Raw genomic sequence first — 16938 nt, forward strand, 5'->3', positions numbered from 1 at the left:
TAGCCCCCACCATGCGGTGTGCGGGCAAGGATTCAGGCTTGTGTAACGCCAGCAATGGCGGAGGGAATGAAAGATGTTTTTGCCTCAAGAAATTATTCGCAAGAAGCGCAACGGTGAAGCGCTCAGTACCCAAGAAATTCAATTCTTCGTTCAGGGCATTACCAACAACACCATCGGTGAGGGGCAGATTGCCGCGCTGGCGATGGCAGTCTACTTCAAAGACATGACCATGGATGAGCGGGTTGCTCTGACCTGCGCCATGCGCGACTCCGGCATGGTTCTGACCTGGGATCACCTCAATCTGGGTGGCCCGATTGTCGACAAACACTCCACCGGCGGTGTGGGTGATGTGGTCTCGCTGATGCTTGGCCCGATGGTGGCCGCCTGCGGCGGTTTTGTGCCGATGATCTCCGGCCGTGGCTTGGGCCACACCGGCGGCACCCTCGACAAGCTGGATGCCATTCCCGGCTACCAGACCTCGGTCGACAACGACCGTTTCCTGAAAGTGGTGAAAGAGGCAGGTGTCGCCATCATCGGCCAGACCGGCGATCTCGCCCCGGCTGACAAGCGTATCTATGCAGTACGGGACATTACCGCTACCGTCGAATCCATCGCCATGATCACCGGCTCCATCCTCTCCAAAAAGCTCGCCTCCGGGCTCGAAGCGCTGGTGATGGATGTGAAAGTGGGCTCAGGTGCCTTTATGCCGACCTTCGAAGCCTCCGAAGAGCTGGCCAAGAGCATTGTGGCCGTGGCCAACGGTGCCGGTTGCCGCACCTCTGCGCTCTTGACCGATATGAACCAGGTGCTGGCCTCCAGCGCCGGTAACGGGGTAGAGGTGCGTGAAGCGGTGCGCTACCTTACCGGTGAATACCGTAACCCGCGGATCCACGAAGTGACCATGGCGCTGTGCGCCGAGATGCTGATCTCCGCCGGTCTTGCCAGCGACGAGCGCGATGCCCGCACCAAGCTGCAGGCGGTGCTGGATAATGGCAAGGCGGCCGAGATCTTCGGTCGCATGGTGACTGGTCTCGGTGGCCCGGCCGATTTTATGGAGCGTTACGACGCTTACCTGCCCAAAGCCGCCATCGTGCGCCCGGTCTTCGCGGCCAACAGCGGTTTCGTGACCGCCATGGATACCCGCGAGCTGGGTCTGGCCGTGGTCGCCATGGGCGGTGGTCGCCGCGCTGCCGGTGACAAACTTGATTATGCGGTCGGTCTGACCGATTTTATCCGCCTGGGTCAAAGCGTCGATGCTGACAAGCCGATCGCGATGATCCACGCTCAGACTGAAGAGCAATATGCTCAGGCTGCCAGCATGGTGCAGGCGGCTGTCCGGATTGGTGGCGAGCGGCCGGAGGCACTGCCTGAAGTGTACCGCCGTATCACCCTGGCCGATTTGTAACAAGGGGAAGACCCATGAAACGTACCTTTATTCTGATGATGGACTCTTTCGGTATTGGCGCTGCTGCCGACGCCGACAAGTTCGGAGATGTGGGCGCTAACACCCTCGGCCATATCGCCAAGGCGTGTGCGGCAGGTGAAATTGAAGGCCGTGGTGCCCTCAATCTGCCCAACCTCAACAAGCTGGGTCTGGGCCACGCCTGCGAGCAGGCTTCCGGCTACTTCCCGGAAGGGCTGAAGAAAGATATCGAGGTGGTCGGTGCCTACGGCTTTGCTCAGGAGCTCTCCTCCGGCAAGGACACCCCGTCCGGTCACTGGGAGATCGCCGGCGTGCCCGTGCTGTTCGAGTGGGGCTACTTCAAGGATCACCACAACAGCTTCCCGCAGGAGCTGCTGGACGCCATCGTCGAGAAGGCTGGTCTGCCGGGCTATCTCGGTAACTGCCACGCTTCCGGTACCCAGGTGCTGGACGATCTGGGCGAAGAGCACATGAAGACCGGCAAGCCGATCCTCTACACCTCTGCCGACTCCGTGTTCCAGATTGCCTGCCACGAAGAGACCTACGGCCTCGAGAAGCTCTATGAGCTTTGCCACATCGTGCGCGAGCTGCTGGAGCCTTACAACATCGGCCGCGTGATTGCGCGTCCGTTCGTAGGCACTGGCAAGGGTAACTTCAAGCGTACCGGTAACCGTCACGACTACTCAGTGCTGCCGCCGGCGCCGACCGTGCTGGATTACATGAAAGATGCGGGCGGTCAGGTAGTCTCCATCGGCAAGATCGCCGACATCTATGCCCAGCAGGGCATCACCAAGCAGGTGAAAGGGACCGGTCTGACCGAGTTGTGGGATCTCACGCTGGAAGAGGTGAAAGCGGCCGGTGACAACACCATCGTCTTCACCAACTTCGTCGACTTCGACTCCTCCTACGGCCACCGCCGTGACGTTGCCGGTTATGCCGGTGCGCTGGAGTATTTCGATTCCCGCCTGCCGGAGCTGTTTGATCTGCTGCAGGATGGCGACGTGGTGGTGCTGACTGCCGACCACGGTTGTGACCCGACCTGGGGTGGTACCGACCACACCCGCGAATACATTCCGGTGCTGTTCTTCGGCAAGCCGGTCAAGGCCGGCTCCGTTGGTCGTCGCGAGACCTTTGCCGATATCGGCCAGAGCATCGCGGCTTACCACGGCCTGCCGAAACTGGCGTACGGTACCAGCTTCCTGTAATTTACCCGCCCGCCACTTCGGTGGCGGGCAATTTATAAAACAATAAAACTCAACCTAGTGTGAAGGAATCAAGAGAATGGCAACTCCTCATATCAATGCGAAAGATGGCGCCTTTGCTGATACCGTGCTGATGCCGGGCGACCCCCTGCGCGCCAAGTACATCGCTGAAACTTTCCTGGAGAACGTCGAGCAGATCTGCGACGTGCGCAACATGTTCGGTTTCACCGGTACCTACAAGGGCCGTCGTATCTCTGTCATGGGTCACGGCATGGGTATCCCGTCCTGCTCCATCTACGCAAAAGAGCTGATCACCGATTACGGTGTGAAGACCCTGATCCGCGTGGGCTCCTGTGGCGCCGTGCGTGAAGACGTGAAACTGCGTGACGTGGTGATCGGTATGGGTGCCTGCACCGATTCCAAAGTAAACCGTCTGCGCTTCAAAGATCACGACTTCGCTGCCATCGCCGACTTCGACCTGGTTGCCAATGCCGTACAGGCCGCCAAGAACAAGGGCGTTGCCGTGCGCGTCGGTAACATCTTCTCCGCCGACCTGTTCTACACTCCGGACCCCTCCATGTTCGACGTCATGGAAAAATACGGCATCCTGGGTGTCGAGATGGAAGCCGCCGGTATCTACGGCGTGGCCGCAGAGTACGGTGCCAAGGCACTGACCATCTGCACCGTCTCCGACCATATCCGTACCGGTGAGCAGACCACCTCTGAAGAGCGTCAGCTGACCTTCAACGACATGATCGAAATCGCACTGGATTCCGTCCTGCTGGGCGACAAGTAATTCCCTCGCGAATAAGAAACGGCGGCCTTCTGGCCGCCGTTTTTGTATCCGCTCTCTGGTCGTGCCATCAGTTTTCCGGAGGTGGCGCGGGGGGCGTACTCTTTTTCTTGTGCTTGCGCACCCGCATGTAGTTACGGCGCACGCCGTAGGAGATGAGCACCCCGGCCAGCAGGGCGACCAGCAGCATCAGTCGCTGTTTCTCCTGCACCACCTTGAGCCGGGTGTCCTTGTCTGCCAGCATCTGCTGCTCTTCCAGGGTGATGCGCAGGAAGCCGATGGTCTGCTCGCCATCCCGGATCTCCTGCACGAACTGGATCCGCCCCTTGCCCTGCTCCGGCAGTGACTTGTTATCGCTGCCGATGGGCAGCAGGCTCTCCAGCGGCACCGCCTGCTCAGACTGGGCGAGGGGAATGCCGCGTCCGTCGTAGAGGGTGGCATCGAGGATCTCCGGCTCCGCCGCCAGATCCCGCGCCAGCCGCTCCAGCTCGCTGCTTTTCTCCTCCTTGATCCAGCGCTTCATGTCGCGGGCGGCATAGGCGACCAGCGCCTGTGCCCGGTTGCGCGCTTCGCTGTGCAGCGAGGCCTGGCTTTCACCCTGCATATGGATGAGCACACCGAGCACCCAGCATCCGAGCAGGATACCGGCACCCAGGCTGAGAACACGTTTGATGGGAAGATGACGCTGCAAGCGCGAGACCTCATGGTAACAAGGAGTGGCGGGATCTTGGCGCTTGCCTGTACAAAAAGCAATACGCTACTCTGGGCCAGCACTGTTAACCCCCTGATCACCAAGGAAGGCGTATCCCTTATGTTGTTGTCCCGGCTCCCCCCTCTGTTATCCGATTGGCCCGCGTTGTTGTCCGGCTCACCCTGTTGGCAGCTCAACGCAGATGCGTTGCAACCGACAGAGACTCCGCAGGCGGGCGGCTGGCTGGTGCTGTTTGGCAAGGGGCTGGGCGCCTCCCATCTGGCGCGTCTGTCGCCTTTGTTGGCAGCGCAGGGGTTGGCGGCTACCTTCTATCCTCCCACCGAGGTGGCGGGCGTGCCGTTGCTGCTGCTGGGCTGCGATCGCTTCTCTGCCGAGCTGGTGGCCGAGCTCAAGAGCGGTGAGTGGGAGATCGATCTCTGCCATCTGCCCGCCCTGCCGACCCTGAACGATCCCGGCCTGCTGGTGATGGACATGGATTCCACCGCGATCCGCATCGAGTGTATAGACGAGATTGCCCGACTTGCCGGGGTTGGCGAGCAGGTGGCGGCAGTGACGGCCGCAGCCATGCAGGGGAAGCTGGAGTTTGCCGACAGCCTGCGCAATCGGGTGGCCCTGCTGGCAGGGGCGCCCGTCGCCATCCTCGACGAGGTGGCGGCATGGATGCCCTGGATGCCTGGCTTGCAGCTGATGGTCGATACCCTCAAAGGGGCGGGTTGGAAGGTGGCCATCGCCTCCGGCGGTTTTACCCGTTTTGCTGGCCAGTTGCAGCGCGAGCTGGGGCTCGATGCCATCTTCGCCAACGAGCTGGCGGTGGAGGGGGGCCAGCTGACCGGCAAGGTGAGCGGGCGCATCGTTGATGCCAGCGTCAAGGCCGAGGTGTTGCAGCAGCTTGCTCAGGAGTACGGCATTGCTGCCGCCCAGACCGTGGCCATCGGCGATGGTGCCAACGATCTCAAGATGATGGGGGTCGCGGGTCTTGGCATTGCCATTCACGCCAAACCACTGGTGCGGGCGCAGGCGGCGGCCACCCTCAATCATCACGATCTGGAGGGGGTGATTTGCCTGCTGGCGGCGCGGGCCTGCAGCGAGCAACGTTGGGACAAGCGCTAACAGTGTTTCAAGGAGGAAACCAATAAAAATGGAATTGTTGCAGCAGTCTCTGTTTATCCCCTGTGGCGCCCATCAATTGCATGTGCGCCACATCAAACCCCGGGTCGCCGTGCATGGCGAGCCGATCCTGATGGTGCATGGCGCCATCGAGAACGGGCGGATCTTCTATACCGAATCGGGCAAGGGGTTGGCCTGCTTTCTGGCCCGCCACGGTTATCAGGTCTATGTGGCTGATTTGCGGGGGCGGGGGCTCAGCACTCCGGCCATCGCCGAGCAGGCGGAGCACGGTCAGCATGAGCTGATCACCGAGGATCTGCCCGCCCTGCACCGCTGGATTGCCGAGCGCCATCACGGCTTCAAGGTGCACTGGGTGGCTCACTCCTGGGGTGGTGTCATCATGGCCTCGACTCTGGTGCGCTTCCCCGAGCTGGCGGAACAGGTGGCCAGTCTGCTGTTTTTTGGCACCAAGCGCGGCGTGTCGGTGCACAATCCCGAGCGCTGGCTGAAGGTGGATCTGATCTGGAATCGGCTGGCCCCCTGGCTGGCTCGCCGCCGTGGTTTTCTGGCGGCTCGCACTCTGAAGATCGGTGCTGACGACGAGCCGCTGCGCTATCTGCAGGAGACCATCCCCTGGGTCAAGTGCGGCCCCTGGCAGGATCCTCACGACGGTTTTGCCTATGACGAGGCGGCGGCACGGGTCAACTGGCCACCGCTCTGGATGATTTCGGCCAAAGCGGACAAGGTGCTGGGTCACCCGACCGATGTGCGCCGTTTCAGCGACGAGATGGGTTCGGCCACTCGTCACACCCGATTGGGGCGGGACAACGGCAACCGCCTCGATTATGACCACATCAATATGCTGACCGCCCCGCAGGCGCAGGAGGATCACTTCCCCCAGATCCTCGACTGGCTGCTTAACCCGCAGGCGGCATGACAAAAAACAGGGCGCCTCGAGCGCCCTGTTTCATTTCTGTCTGTTTCCGGATCATCAGTTCAGTGGCGGCGTGATGCCAAAGCGGAACAGGGTGGCCTGGGTGGTATCGGTCAGTTCTCCTACCCCCACCACGCTCCAGAGCTCCTCTTCCAGCTTGCGCGCCTTGTGGATGGCGAACTTGGCGATGTAGTCCAGCTCGTTGGCGATGAAGTTGGTGTCGGGCCGTCCGGTACGGGAGATGCCGACCAGCACCGAGTAGAACTCCCCCTGCTGCAGTGCTTGCTCGATGAACAGGCGTTTCTCCTTTAGGCTGCCAAAGCTGCTGGCAAGGCGACTGGTGCAGATGGGCAGGCCCGCCTTGGTCTGGATGCTGGCAATGTATACCTCATCTTCTCGCGGTTTATCCTCACGCTCAATGGCTCGCAACGGATTCATCAGTAGCTCCTTGAGCAGCTCCCCCTGAAACAGTGGGTAGAGGTTCTCCTGCTCAGGTTGTTCGGCACAGGCGGTGAGTATCCGTTGAAGGCTGCGCGGAGTGAGCGATTTGCCAATGGCTGCGAGCTTGGGAGCCCCCTTCAGCTTGTTGATATAGATCGGTGAGTTGAACAGATGGTGGGTGTAGATATTGCGCAGTGCTCGCGCCAGTCCGCGATAGCGGCGCTGTTCCTGCGCCGCCTTGAGCTTGCTCTGGTTGCTCTCGATCAGCAGGCTGAAGAACTGACGACCTGTATGGCGATCAGAATCCCCATCGATACAGAGGTGCAGCACGGTGCGAGTCATGTTGAGACTAACCAGCCGGTAGGAGAGATGCTGCAGATCCATGCTCTTGGATAACTCCTGCAGACGGGGCAGGGCGATGGTCACCACATCGTTTTTATCACCGGCAAACGCCTCTTCCAGCTCGATCTGCAAGCCATGGGCCGAGATATCTCGGGTCCAGCCAAGCCATGACTTGCCGTTGTGATGGATAGCAACGGCTGTCTTGTGGATATAGCGCAGTTCCTTGCGCAACTGCACATAGTGCAGGGATTCAATCTCGAAGGGGGCAACGCCCAGCTCGTGACCAAAACGTTGTAGTTCATTGGCATTGTTGCCGAGCTCGCCCTCCGGGCGGAACTCCTCCCGTTGGGACTCCAGATTGATCTCCTGCAGCAGGCCGCAATACCCAATCAGTTTGAGACGTTCGAGTAACAGAATATCCTGCAGTTGCGAATTTTCGACCCCCTGCAACTGCCCTACATCTGCCTCCAGCGATTCACACGCCTCCAGTGAAAACTTGTAGACACGCCAGCTGGGACGCCGGGAGCCCACCTGGAAGAAGAGGGCGGTGAGGCCACTCTGGCGAAGCTCTTCAGCAGTGGCAGAGAAGAAATAGATATGGCTGCGTACCGTGTGGGTAAAGCAGTAGATGAGGGTCTCGGTCGTGGTGCCGGGGGCAGGGCAGAGTCGTTTCATCCGTTTTGCTGAGAAGAGTCCCGCCAGGGCATCGCGGTTCTTCTCGTCGCGCCAATACTCCAGCAGGTGCTGGTTGTTCTCGGTGCGCAGGGCTATCTCGAGTGAGGGACTGTCTCCTGTGCTGAAGAAAAGCGGCATGCCGGTCATCCGTGGCAGGTAGAACTGCTCATATCCCTTGATGATGGCGGCGGAGAGCAGATAGTCGACGCTGACCCGATAGCGGATTTTGTTGGCCTCGATGAAGTCGCTAAGGAAGGCATCGAATGCAGGCTGATCGCCAGAGCGCACCAGCCTCAGCCAATATTTCCCCTCCTTGCTCTCTTCACCGAGGATCTGATAACCGACCGGTTGATGCAGCACCGGATTGGGGTGGTCCCGCTCCATTCCTGTGAAGAAGACTTCCACCTGAGCGCCGGTCTGGTAATTGGGCAAATAGGGGACAGAGACTCTCATGCCGCCGAGGGAAAGATCGGAACTTTTGGCGAATAACTTTTCCCCGTCATGAAGTTTGATGAGCAAGGGCGAGCTGAAGTGCATCCGCTCCTGCCGTCGTCCATAGTAACTGGCAAAGACGATGGTGTTGACGTCGTATTGTCGGAAGGGACTGACAGGGGGTTGCAGCAGACCATCTACCCGGGCGTGGTGATGGTTCTTTTGCCATTGCTGCAGTGCTTCGTAAACGCCAAGGGTATAGGCGTCACGGTAGAGATAACACTGGGACTGAAACAGTCCGATGGCCTCGGTCGGCATAAAGTGGGTGATACCGTCGAACTCGTGCACCAGGCACTCGTCCTCCAGCTCATCGCGCATGTCGATAACCCTGCGGCAGGGAGAGCATTTGCGATTTAGCTCCATCTTGATCAGAAAACGGCCGTTGCTGTTTTCGTCCTGAGTCAGACGGTTGAAGATCTCTTCGAAATCTTTCTCCCGCAGCAGGGGTACAAGTTGTTCAATCAGATGTTGTTGGTGTACTGAATCCATGTGTTCCTGCCACGGAAAGTCACTTTTCCGATTCTGGGTTTGATCTGTCGGTCGCAAACAAGTATATCAAGCAGGAATTCATCCTGTCCCCGAGTTATCAATGGCTAAAAATAAAACTGCTTATGTTTGTTCCGAATGTGGTGCCGACTTCACACGCTGGCAAGGTCAATGCAGCGAGTGCAAGGAGTGGAATACCATCACCGAGGTACGCCTTGGCTCCGTCACTCCCGCTGGCAAGAGTGCCCGTTACACCGGTTATGCCGGCGCGGTCGGTAGTCAGGTACAGACATTGGCAGAGATTGCCACCACCGAAATCCCCCGTTTTACTTCCGGTTTCAAGGAGTTGGATCGGGTGCTCGGTGGCGGAGTGGTGCCTGGCTCGGCGATTCTGATCGGTGGTAACCCGGGGGCTGGTAAATCAACCCTGCTGCTGCAGACCATGTGTGGTCTGGCAGAGCGGATGAAGACTCTCTATGTCACCGGTGAGGAGTCGCTCCAGCAGGTGGCAATGCGGGCCAACCGCCTTGGTTTGCCTACCGATAAGCTGCGGATGCTCTCCGAGACCAGCGTTGAGCAAATCTGTTTGATTGCCCAGCAGGAGCAGCCGCAGATCATGGTGATCGACTCCATTCAGGTGATGCATGTGGCGGATGTCCAATCTTCCCCCGGTTCGGTCTCACAGGTGCGTGAGGCGGCTGCGTTACTGACCCGTTACGCCAAGCAGAACCATGTGGCCATCTTCATGGTGGGTCATGTGACCAAGGATGGCAGTCTGGCTGGTCCCAAGGTGCTCGAACATTGCATCGACTGCTCGGTACTGCTCGACGGTGGTCACGATTCCCGCTTTCGAACCCTGCGTTCTCACAAAAACCGCTTCGGGGCGGTCAATGAGCTGGGGGTGTTTGCCATGACTGAACAGGGAATGCGTGAGGTGAGCAACCCATCTGCCATCTTCCTCAGTCGCGGTCAGGAGCAGGCGCCCGGCTCCATCGTCATGGTGATCTGGGAGGGTACCCGACCTCTACTGGTTGAGTTGCAGGCGCTGGTTGACTACTCCCAGCTCTCCAACCCTCGCCGGGTGGCGGTGGGGATGGATCACAACCGACTCGCCATGTTGCTGGCTGTGCTGCACCGTCACGGTGGGCTGCAGATGGCGGATCAGGATGTCTTCATCAACGTGGTTGGCGGGGTCAAGGTCGAGGAAACCAGTGCGGATTTGGCGCTGTTGCTGGCGATGGTCTCCAGCTTCCGGGATCAGGCGTTGCCCAAGGATCTGGTGGTGTTCGGCGAAGTGGGGCTCTCAGGGGAGATCCGTCCTGTCCCCTCTGGTCAGGAGCGGCTGCAGGAGGCGGCCAAGCATGGTTTCCGCCGTGCCATCGTGCCGCACGCCAATGCCCCCAAGCATCCTATCGAAGGGATGGAAGTGGTGCCGGTCAAGAAGCTGTCTGAGGCACTCGAGGCACTGTAATTCTCTTGCATTCCAGTCAAGACAACAGAACAACAAAAAAGAGCACCTCGGCGCTCTTTTTTGTTGTTCTGGAGCTAGCCATCAGGGCTGGCTATGTTCCAGATGCTCGCTCAGCAATTGTTCCAGCTCGCGGTGGAGCAGCTCTTCGTCGCCGACGTTGAGCTCGATCATCCGCTTGAGGTGGGTGGCGCTGTCGATATCGATGTGGTGGCAGTAGAACCCCAGCTTCTTGCTGGCTTCATGGGTCAGCTCGACCTGCATCTTGATCTCGATATCGCTGCCACTCAGGACAAAACTGAGCTGGTACTCCTTGTTGTCACGGCTCTCCCAGTCGTCTGGGCGGATCAGCAGGGCTCCCTGCAAGGAGATGTCGACAAGCTGAGTTTGCCACTTGTGCTCCCCCTGGGTGAGGTCGGCCGTGGTCAAATAGAGGATCCGTGCAAAACGGCGGCGCTCAGACATGATCATCTCCTAGTTTGCAATCTGCTGGACACAAGGAATCATTGCACTGAGTGTAATGCACCTTGGCTGCCAGTAGCTTGAACTTGCTCCAAAAATAGCGATCAGGCTTGCTGGGCACTGAGAAACTCCACCACATGGAGTGCCTTTACCAGACGATCTTCCTGTTTGAAGCGATCTTCCAGTACCGGGCCCAATTCGTTGAGGTCATCATCAAGCAGTAGCAGTTGGGCCTCATCGGCATCGCTGTATTTGTCATTGAATTCGAGGGCAAACTCGGTAGTAGCACGAATATGGGGGTAAATCCGTTTGGCGAGTTCCAGTGTTTCACCACTGGCCTGTTCGAAAGCGGTGACGACGTGGTGGTAGATCTCGAAATGGCCCGCGCTGACATAGTCGACCAAGCGGTCGCAGAAGTGCTGCAACTCTTCCTGTTTGGGCAGGCTGCGCTGTTTGGTTCGAGCCGGGGTGAGGCCCGCCAGTCGCATATATTCAACCAGCAACGCCTGTCGGGCGTCCAGCCAGTCATCGATTGCCTTATGCTTGCCTGCCAGCGCCTGCTTGGTCTGTTCCAGTTTTGTCAACATAATCCCTCCATGGGGCAAAGGCTTGGCGTTTGATAGGGCTTCCGAGCCGTTTGAGCGGTGACACTACCTATAACTATGGAAAATCTGACCAAGCGTCAATAGGCTTGCCGGGATATTGTTAAGCGGGGAAGAAATAAGCGGACGGTGGAGCTTGCCGCAAGCAGGTTTCGGGCCCGCTCGCTATTCTGCTGGCACGGAATGTGATTATTTCCGCAGATCTTGATGAAAACCCCAGCGTTTAACCCGTATGCCTCGATAAAGGCTTTGCCTGTGCGTTTTTTTTTGCATAGAGTGACCCAGCGCTAAATGCCCGATCATAAAGGAAATGTTATGAACAAAGCTCAACTTGTCGATGCGATTGCCGCCAAAGCAGATCTGAGCAAAGCTCAGGCCAAAGTGGCTCTGGAAGAGATCATCAATGGTATTACCCAGAGCTTGAAAGAAGGCGATGCTGTGCAACTGGTCGGTTTTGGCACCTTCAAGGTCACCCACCGTGCAGCCCGCACCGGTCGTAACCCGCAAACTGGTAAAGAGATCCAGATTGCTGCTGCCAACGTGCCTTCATTTGTGGCTGGCAAGGCACTGAAAGACGCCGTCAAGTAAGTCCGAAAGTCTGTTTTGTCCAATGCCAGTCAGCTTGCTGACTGGCATTGTTTTTATGGGGTTTTCCCATCCTTCCGGTTAGCGCTCCCTTGCTTTTCCTGTTGTACCAGTTCCTTTGTCAACCTTGTTGAGTCTGAGGCCTTATGCCGTCTGCGGAGTGGATGGCAGCGGCCAGATCCGCTCATAGGCCCAGGTAAAGAGCATGATGTAGACGAGATAGAAGGCGACGAAGCCGAGATCCAGCATCAGGGCGTCCCATACATCCAAATCGAGCCAGAACATGACGCAGGGTAGGGAGAGCATCATAAAGCTCGCCTCATAGCCAAACGCGTGCAGGAAGCGGTCCAGTGGTTGCTTGTTGGTGCGCCCGCAAAGTTTGATCAACCCCTTGTCGAACAACAGGTTCCAGCCATAGGTCCAGGCGGTGGCGACGATGGAGAAGAAGATGGCCAGCGAACCGACCTCGGCGACGCCCTGACCGAACAGCTGGCTGATCAGGGGGGCGACCAGTGCCAGCCCGATGCCTTCGTAGAGCACCAGATAGCGAAGTCGATCAGGGGTGGTGCGTAGTTGGGTACTACTCATGGGTGATGTGCCTCCTGTGGGAGGCGCATTCTAATCAGGGAGTGGTTAAAAGATAAGCATCGGCCCGTCATGACTGATGTTGAGGGGCATGATTATGCCCCCTCATTTGCGATACTTCTCTATTGCCAATTTGGGCGTTAGCCCTGAGTGGTCAAGTCTGCGACTCAGGCGTCGGTTGGCGTGACCCAGGTCAGCATGGCAAAGCCCTCTTCCACTTGGGTGAGCTGTACCTTGACCTCTCCCAACTCGGCGAGCGAGGCAACATGGGTGCCACCACAGGGAATGGTCACCTCATGGCCTTCCAGCATGCAGTGCCAGTAACGGGAATCGATGATCGCCTCGCCAGCACGGCTGCGGCGGATTTCTCCTCCGGCTGCAATCCAGTCGGCCAGCTGCTGGTTGACCTTCTCTTCAATCAGCGCCAGATCTGCTAGCAGAGCCTCGCTGTTGACCCCTTTCTTGCGCAGGCTCTTGCCGATTCGGTACTGCTCTCGCGAACCGCAAGGCTCGACCCGCGAGCTTTGAATAGCAAGACGATCGAAGTCAGGCTGGCCCAGTGCATCGCGCTCGCTTACCTCCTTGCGCCAGTAGGAGATGAGTACCCGGTTGAGGGCCATCGCGGCCAGATGGCAGCCGCTATGGCCCAGACTCAGGGCGTGGCGGGCCGCTCTATCGACCTGCAACTCGACCCGACTGCCGACAGGCAAGTTGTGCTCGCCCGCCAAGGGGTGTACCACCACGAACTGCCATCCCTCTGCCCCCCGTTTTACCGGAATATCGGCGTCGACGAACAGCTCGCCATCCGGGCTGATAGCCCCCATCCGGCAAGGGCCAATGGCGGCTTCGCCCCCTTCCCAGCGAGCATGGCCCACGTCCCCCGGCTGATCGGGCCAGAGGTGGCTCTGTGGATGAAAGGGGGTGAGGTCGGTGACCAGCAGCGTGGTTTCACCGCGCTGGCAGCAGACCACGCTGGCCTGCTCCTGATGATGGCCCAGCACGAAGCTGACTCGGGTATGTTCCATGGCAAGGCTCCCGCAACGATAGATGAGAAGAGAAAGCGGCAGCATACGCCAAAGTGCGAAGAGGCTCATTAACCAGTGTTAATGAGCCTCCTGTTTGGTGACTGGTTGCTAGATCATGGCAACCAGCAGATAGGCGTTGAGGCCAATCACCAACGCAACGATAAGGCGGCCGATGGCTTGTGTGACCGGATGGTTGCGATGTTGCCCCATCAGCGCCCGATCGCCGGTCAGCATCAACAGCGGGATCAGGGCCAGCGCGATGCCAAAGCTCAGGATCACCTGACTCAACACCAGAATTTCGGTGGTGTTGAGCCCCATGGCGATTACCACGAAGGCGGGAGCCATGGTGATGGCGCGACGCAGCCAGAGTGGGATGGTAAAGCGGACAAAGCCCTGCATAACCACTTGCCCGGCCAGGGTGCCCACCACGGTAGAGCTGATGCCGGAGGCGACCAGCGAGAGGCCAAACAGGGTGGCTGCTGCCTGACCCAGCAGCGGAGTGAGGGTCTGATAAGCGGATTCCAGCTCCGCTACCTGCTGGTGGCCCGAGCTGTGGAACGCGGCGGCCGCCATCGCCATCATCGCCAGATTGACGAAGCCGGCGATAGTCATGGCAATCGCCACATCGACCCGGGTGGTGTGCAGCCGCTGGCTGACCGAGCCCTGATCCTGGGTGTGCTGGGTCAGCGCCGAGTGCAGGTAGATAACATGGGGCATCACGGTGGCACCGAGCACACCGGCGGCCAGATAGACGGCATCGCTGTTGGGCAGACCGGGGAAGAGGGCGCCCTCCAGCAGGCTGGGCAGATGGGGGCGGGAGAAGATCAGCTCGACGATGTAGGCCGCCGCGACGAACAGCAACAGACTACCGACCACGAACTCCAGTGGTTTCTGACCACGGGATTGCAACATCAGGATCCCCCAGGTCACCACGGCGGTGATACAGGCTCCTTCAAGCAAGGTCACGCCAAGCAGCAGCTTGAAGCCGACGGCGGCGCCGATAAATTCGGCCAGATCGGTGGCCATGGCGATGATCTCTGCCTGCACCCAGTAGGCCCAGACCGCCGGTTTTGGCAGTCGGTCACGGATATGTTCCGCCAGATTCTTGCCGGTGACGATGCCGAGCTTGGCCGAGAGGGTCTGCACCACCATGGCCATCAGGTTGGCCCATACCACCACCCAGAGCAACTGGTAGCCAAAGGTAGAGCCCGCCTGAATATTGGTGGCGAAGTTGCCCGGGTCGATATAGCCGATGGCGGCGATAAAGGCTGGCCCGAGCAGGGTTAGTTTGAATTTGCGGGCTGGAATCGTAGTTGTCAGTGCGGGTTGCATGGCATCACCCTCCATAAGGATATGGAGAGAGAATAGATCTAAATGATAATCATTATCAATTGTTGTTTCTGATGATTTCCATCGGGAAAAACATTTAAGGCAGTCAGTTGCAGTGAGGGATGTGATTTCGTACAATACGCCGCCCTAGAAAAGCAGCGACTAAACACCTTTATGTTCCTTGCCTCCGAGGTCTGGCTGCACCTGGGCGGAGGCTGAATTAATCCGTAAGGAGCTAAAATGCGTCATTACGAAATCGTCTTCATGGTTCATCCGGACCAGAGCGAGCAAGTTCCCGGCATGATCGAGCGTTACACCGGCGCCATCACCACCTCCGGTGGTACCATTCATCGCCTGGAAGATTGGGGCCGTCGTCAGCTGGCTTACCCGATCGACAAACTGCACAAAGCCCACTACGTTCTGATGAACGTAGAAGCAGAGCAAGCCGTTATCGATGAGCTGGAAACCAACTTCCGCTTCAACGATGCCGTTATCCGCAACATGATCATGCGCACCAAGCACGCCGTGACTGAAGTTTCTCCGATGGCCAAGGCCAAAGAAGAGCGCTTCACCCGTCGTGACGACGAGCGCCGCGAAGAAGCTACTGAAGCTGCTTCCGAAGAGTAATTCTGGATCACTGACTAGAGGATAAAGGCCATGGCACGTTATTTCCGTCGTCGTAAGTTCTGCCGCTTCACCGCCGAGAACGTTACCGAGATCGACTACAAAGATATCGTTACTCTGAAAAACTACATCACTGAATCTGGCAAGATCGTACCGAGCCGTATCACCGGTACCCGCGCCAAGTATCAGCGTCAGCTGGCACGCGCCATCAAGCGTGCTCGTTACCTGGCTCTGCTGCCGTACACCGATCTGCACAACAAGTAAGAATCGGCCCGGCACTTAAGCCTAACTCAACGAAATTTATAGAGGAAAGGTAATGCAAGTTATCCTGCTCGACAAAATCGCCAAACTGGGCGGTCTGGGTGACCAAGTTTCCGTGAAATCTGGTTATGCCCGTAACTACCTGATCCCGCAAGGCAAAGCTGTTATGGCCACCAAGGCCAACATCGAAGCTTTCGGTGCTCGTCGCGCTGAGCTGGAAGCCAAACTGGCTGCCAACAAAGCTGCTGCTGAAGAGCGTGCTGCCAAGCTGGCCGAACTGGCTACCGTGGTTATCGCTTCCAAGTCTGGCGACGAAGGCAAGCTGTTCGGTTCCATCGGTACCCGTGACGTGGCTGAAGCCATCACTGCTGCCGGCGTAGCCGTTGCCAAGAGCGAAGTCCGCATGGGCAACGTTCTGCGTAACACCGGTGACTACGAAGTTGCTGTTCAGCTGCACGCTGACGTTAAAGCAACCGTACAGATCCAGGTTGTTGCCCTGTAATAGCGATTCGCTTTTGCAGAGAAAACCCGCGCACTTGCGCGGGTTTTTTATTTTCAGGCCCGGGGGTAGAGTGAAGCTCTGTTCCTCTGGAGGAGATCTCTATGGCCTGGGTCGAAGGTCGCGTCATCGAGCGCATCGAATGGACACCCACTCTGTTCTCCCTGCGGGTAGCGGCCGATCTGGCCCCCTACAAGGCAGGTCAATTCACCAAGCTGGCCCTTGAGCAGGGCGAGCGGCGCATTCAGCGCGCCTACTCCTTCGTCAATCCTCCCTCTGCGCCATACCACGAGTTCTATCTGGTCGAGATCCCGAGCGGTGAGCTGACCCCTTCCCTCGGCTCGCTGCAAGCGGGCGATACCCTGCTGGTGCAGTCTCTGGCCACCGGCTTTCTGACACTGGATGAGGTACCGGCTGGACGCGATCTCTGGCTGCTCTCGACCGGTACTGCTATCGGCCCCTTCCTCTCCATGCTGGCCGATGGGGAAGCCTTCAACCGCTTCGACAATCTGGTGCTGGTGCACGGGGTACGTAAAGGCGAGGAGCTGAGTTATCAGGATTTGATTGCGAGCTTTGCCGAGCAATATGGCGAGCGCTTCCGCTATGTCCCCTTTGTCAGTCGCGAGCCCTGGCCCGATGCAATGGCAGGGCGGATCCCGGCGGCGATTGCCAATGGTCAGCTGCAGGATCGAGTGGGGTTGGAGTTCTCACCCGAGCTGAGTCAGGTGCTGATCTGCGGCAATCCGGAGATGGTGAAAGAGACCCAGCAGACCTTGCTGGCGCAGGGGTTGGCCAAGAATCTGCGGCGGGCGCCTGGCAATATCAGTGCGGAGAATTATTGGTAAAACAATCAGCACAGGGGCGCAAGGCCCCTGCTGCATAAGCAAAGGC

General features: G+C 58.5%; 18 protein-coding genes. 11 read left to right on the plus strand and 7 right to left on the minus strand.

All coding sequences use genetic code 11. From position 1 onward, the window contains the following. Positions 1 to 73 precede the first annotated feature (73 nt). From deoA to deoD, 3 genes are all read left to right on the plus strand, one after another. Positions 74 to 1405: a thymidine phosphorylase gene (gene deoA / locus G5149_RS14910; protein WP_421212804.1), complete on the plus strand. Its 1332-nt coding sequence runs from the start codon at positions 74 to 76 to the stop codon at positions 1403 to 1405. A 14-nt stretch (positions 1406 to 1419) separates the two neighbouring features. Further along, positions 1420 to 2628, plus strand: coding sequence for a phosphopentomutase (locus tag G5149_RS14915; RefSeq protein WP_337073222.1), 1209 nt, complete (start codon positions 1420 to 1422; stop codon positions 2626 to 2628). 76 nt (positions 2629 to 2704) lie between these two features. Next, on the plus strand, positions 2705 to 3421 hold the full coding sequence (deoD, locus tag G5149_RS14920) for a purine-nucleoside phosphorylase (protein WP_005340471.1): 717 nt from the start codon (positions 2705 to 2707) through the stop codon (positions 3419 to 3421). Between the two features lie 67 nt (positions 3422 to 3488). Here the strand turns inward: deoD and G5149_RS14925 are convergent, their stop codons facing one another. Continuing rightward, the gene (locus G5149_RS14925) at positions 3489 to 4109 is read right to left on the minus strand and encodes a YtjB family periplasmic protein (RefSeq protein WP_005348965.1); all 621 of its coding nucleotides are present in this window, start codon (positions 4107 to 4109) and stop codon (positions 3489 to 3491) included. A 120-nt stretch (positions 4110 to 4229) separates the two neighbouring features. On the opposite strand from G5149_RS14925, the gene serB reads away from it, so the two are divergent. Further along, entirely contained in the window at positions 4230 to 5240 is a 1011-nt protein-coding gene (serB, locus tag G5149_RS14930; RefSeq protein ID WP_421212805.1) for a phosphoserine phosphatase SerB, read from the plus strand. 28 nt (positions 5241 to 5268) lie between these two features. Then, the gene (locus G5149_RS14935; protein WP_279465296.1) at positions 5269 to 6174 is read left to right on the plus strand and encodes an alpha/beta fold hydrolase; all 906 of its coding nucleotides are present in this window, start codon (positions 5269 to 5271) and stop codon (positions 6172 to 6174) included. Positions 6175 to 6228: 54 nt separating this feature from the next. Here G5149_RS14935 and G5149_RS14940 read toward each other — a convergent pair whose 3' ends face one another. After that, entirely contained in the window at positions 6229 to 8610 is a 2382-nt protein-coding gene (locus G5149_RS14940; protein WP_337073224.1) for a PilZ domain-containing protein, read from the minus strand. Between the two features lie 100 nt (positions 8611 to 8710). On the opposite strand from G5149_RS14940, the gene radA reads away from it, so the two are divergent. Then, the gene (radA, locus tag G5149_RS14945) at positions 8711 to 10078 is read left to right on the plus strand and encodes a DNA repair protein RadA (RefSeq protein ID WP_005341318.1); all 1368 of its coding nucleotides are present in this window, start codon (positions 8711 to 8713) and stop codon (positions 10076 to 10078) included. A gap of 81 nt (positions 10079 to 10159) precedes the next feature. Here the strand turns inward: radA and G5149_RS14950 are convergent, their stop codons facing one another. Then, positions 10160 to 10540 carry a PilZ domain-containing protein gene (locus G5149_RS14950; RefSeq protein ID WP_216980102.1) on the minus strand — a complete coding sequence of 127 codons (381 nt, stop codon included), beginning with the start codon at positions 10538 to 10540 and terminating at the stop codon, positions 10160 to 10162. Between the two features lie 101 nt (positions 10541 to 10641). After that, positions 10642 to 11124 carry a sigma D regulator gene (gene rsd / locus G5149_RS14955; RefSeq protein WP_216980103.1) on the minus strand — a complete coding sequence of 161 codons (483 nt, stop codon included), beginning with the start codon at positions 11122 to 11124 and terminating at the stop codon, positions 10642 to 10644. Positions 11125 to 11454: 330 nt separating this feature from the next. Between rsd and hupA the strand changes: the two genes are divergently transcribed. After that, positions 11455 to 11727, plus strand: a complete 273-nt coding sequence (gene hupA, locus G5149_RS14960; RefSeq protein ID WP_216980104.1) for a nucleoid-associated protein HU-alpha — start codon at positions 11455 to 11457, stop codon at positions 11725 to 11727. 141 nt (positions 11728 to 11868) lie between these two features. Here the strand turns inward: hupA and G5149_RS14965 are convergent, their stop codons facing one another. The 3 genes from G5149_RS14965 to G5149_RS14975 all read right to left on the minus strand — a co-directional run bounded on the left by G5149_RS14965 (position 11869) and on the right by G5149_RS14975 (position 14666). Beyond that, positions 11869 to 12312 carry a PACE efflux transporter gene (locus G5149_RS14965; RefSeq protein WP_337073225.1) on the minus strand — a complete coding sequence of 148 codons (444 nt, stop codon included), beginning with the start codon at positions 12310 to 12312 and terminating at the stop codon, positions 11869 to 11871. A gap of 164 nt (positions 12313 to 12476) precedes the next feature. Beyond that, positions 12477 to 13334 (minus strand): hypothetical protein, encoded by an 858-nt coding sequence (locus G5149_RS14970; RefSeq protein ID WP_337073226.1) that lies wholly within the window; start codon positions 13332 to 13334, stop codon positions 12477 to 12479. Positions 13335 to 13442: 108 nt separating this feature from the next. Beyond that, a complete protein-coding gene (locus G5149_RS14975; RefSeq protein ID WP_337073227.1) occupies positions 13443 to 14666 on the minus strand; it encodes an Nramp family divalent metal transporter in 1224 nt (407 codons plus the stop codon). Between the two features lie 237 nt (positions 14667 to 14903). On the opposite strand from G5149_RS14975, the gene rpsF reads away from it, so the two are divergent. The 4 genes from rpsF to G5149_RS14995 all read left to right on the plus strand — a co-directional run bounded on the left by rpsF (position 14904) and on the right by G5149_RS14995 (position 16892). Then, a complete protein-coding gene (rpsF, locus tag G5149_RS14980; protein ID WP_005308887.1) occupies positions 14904 to 15290 on the plus strand; it encodes a 30S ribosomal protein S6 in 387 nt (128 codons plus the stop codon). Between the two features lie 30 nt (positions 15291 to 15320). Beyond that, entirely contained in the window at positions 15321 to 15551 is a 231-nt protein-coding gene (gene rpsR, locus G5149_RS14985; RefSeq protein ID WP_005308890.1) for a 30S ribosomal protein S18, read from the plus strand. Between the two features lie 52 nt (positions 15552 to 15603). Beyond that, the gene (gene rplI, locus G5149_RS14990; RefSeq protein ID WP_005340490.1) at positions 15604 to 16050 is read left to right on the plus strand and encodes a 50S ribosomal protein L9; all 447 of its coding nucleotides are present in this window, start codon (positions 15604 to 15606) and stop codon (positions 16048 to 16050) included. Between the two features lie 101 nt (positions 16051 to 16151). Further along, on the plus strand, positions 16152 to 16892 hold the full coding sequence (locus G5149_RS14995; protein WP_421212809.1) for a ferredoxin--NADP reductase: 741 nt from the start codon (positions 16152 to 16154) through the stop codon (positions 16890 to 16892). The last annotated feature ends 46 nt before the right edge of the window (positions 16893 to 16938 follow it).

This window comes from Aeromonas sp. 600479 (assembly GCF_049175515.1).
In the GTDB taxonomy this organism is placed as follows: Bacteria; Pseudomonadota; Gammaproteobacteria; order Enterobacterales; family Aeromonadaceae; genus Aeromonas; species Aeromonas veronii_A.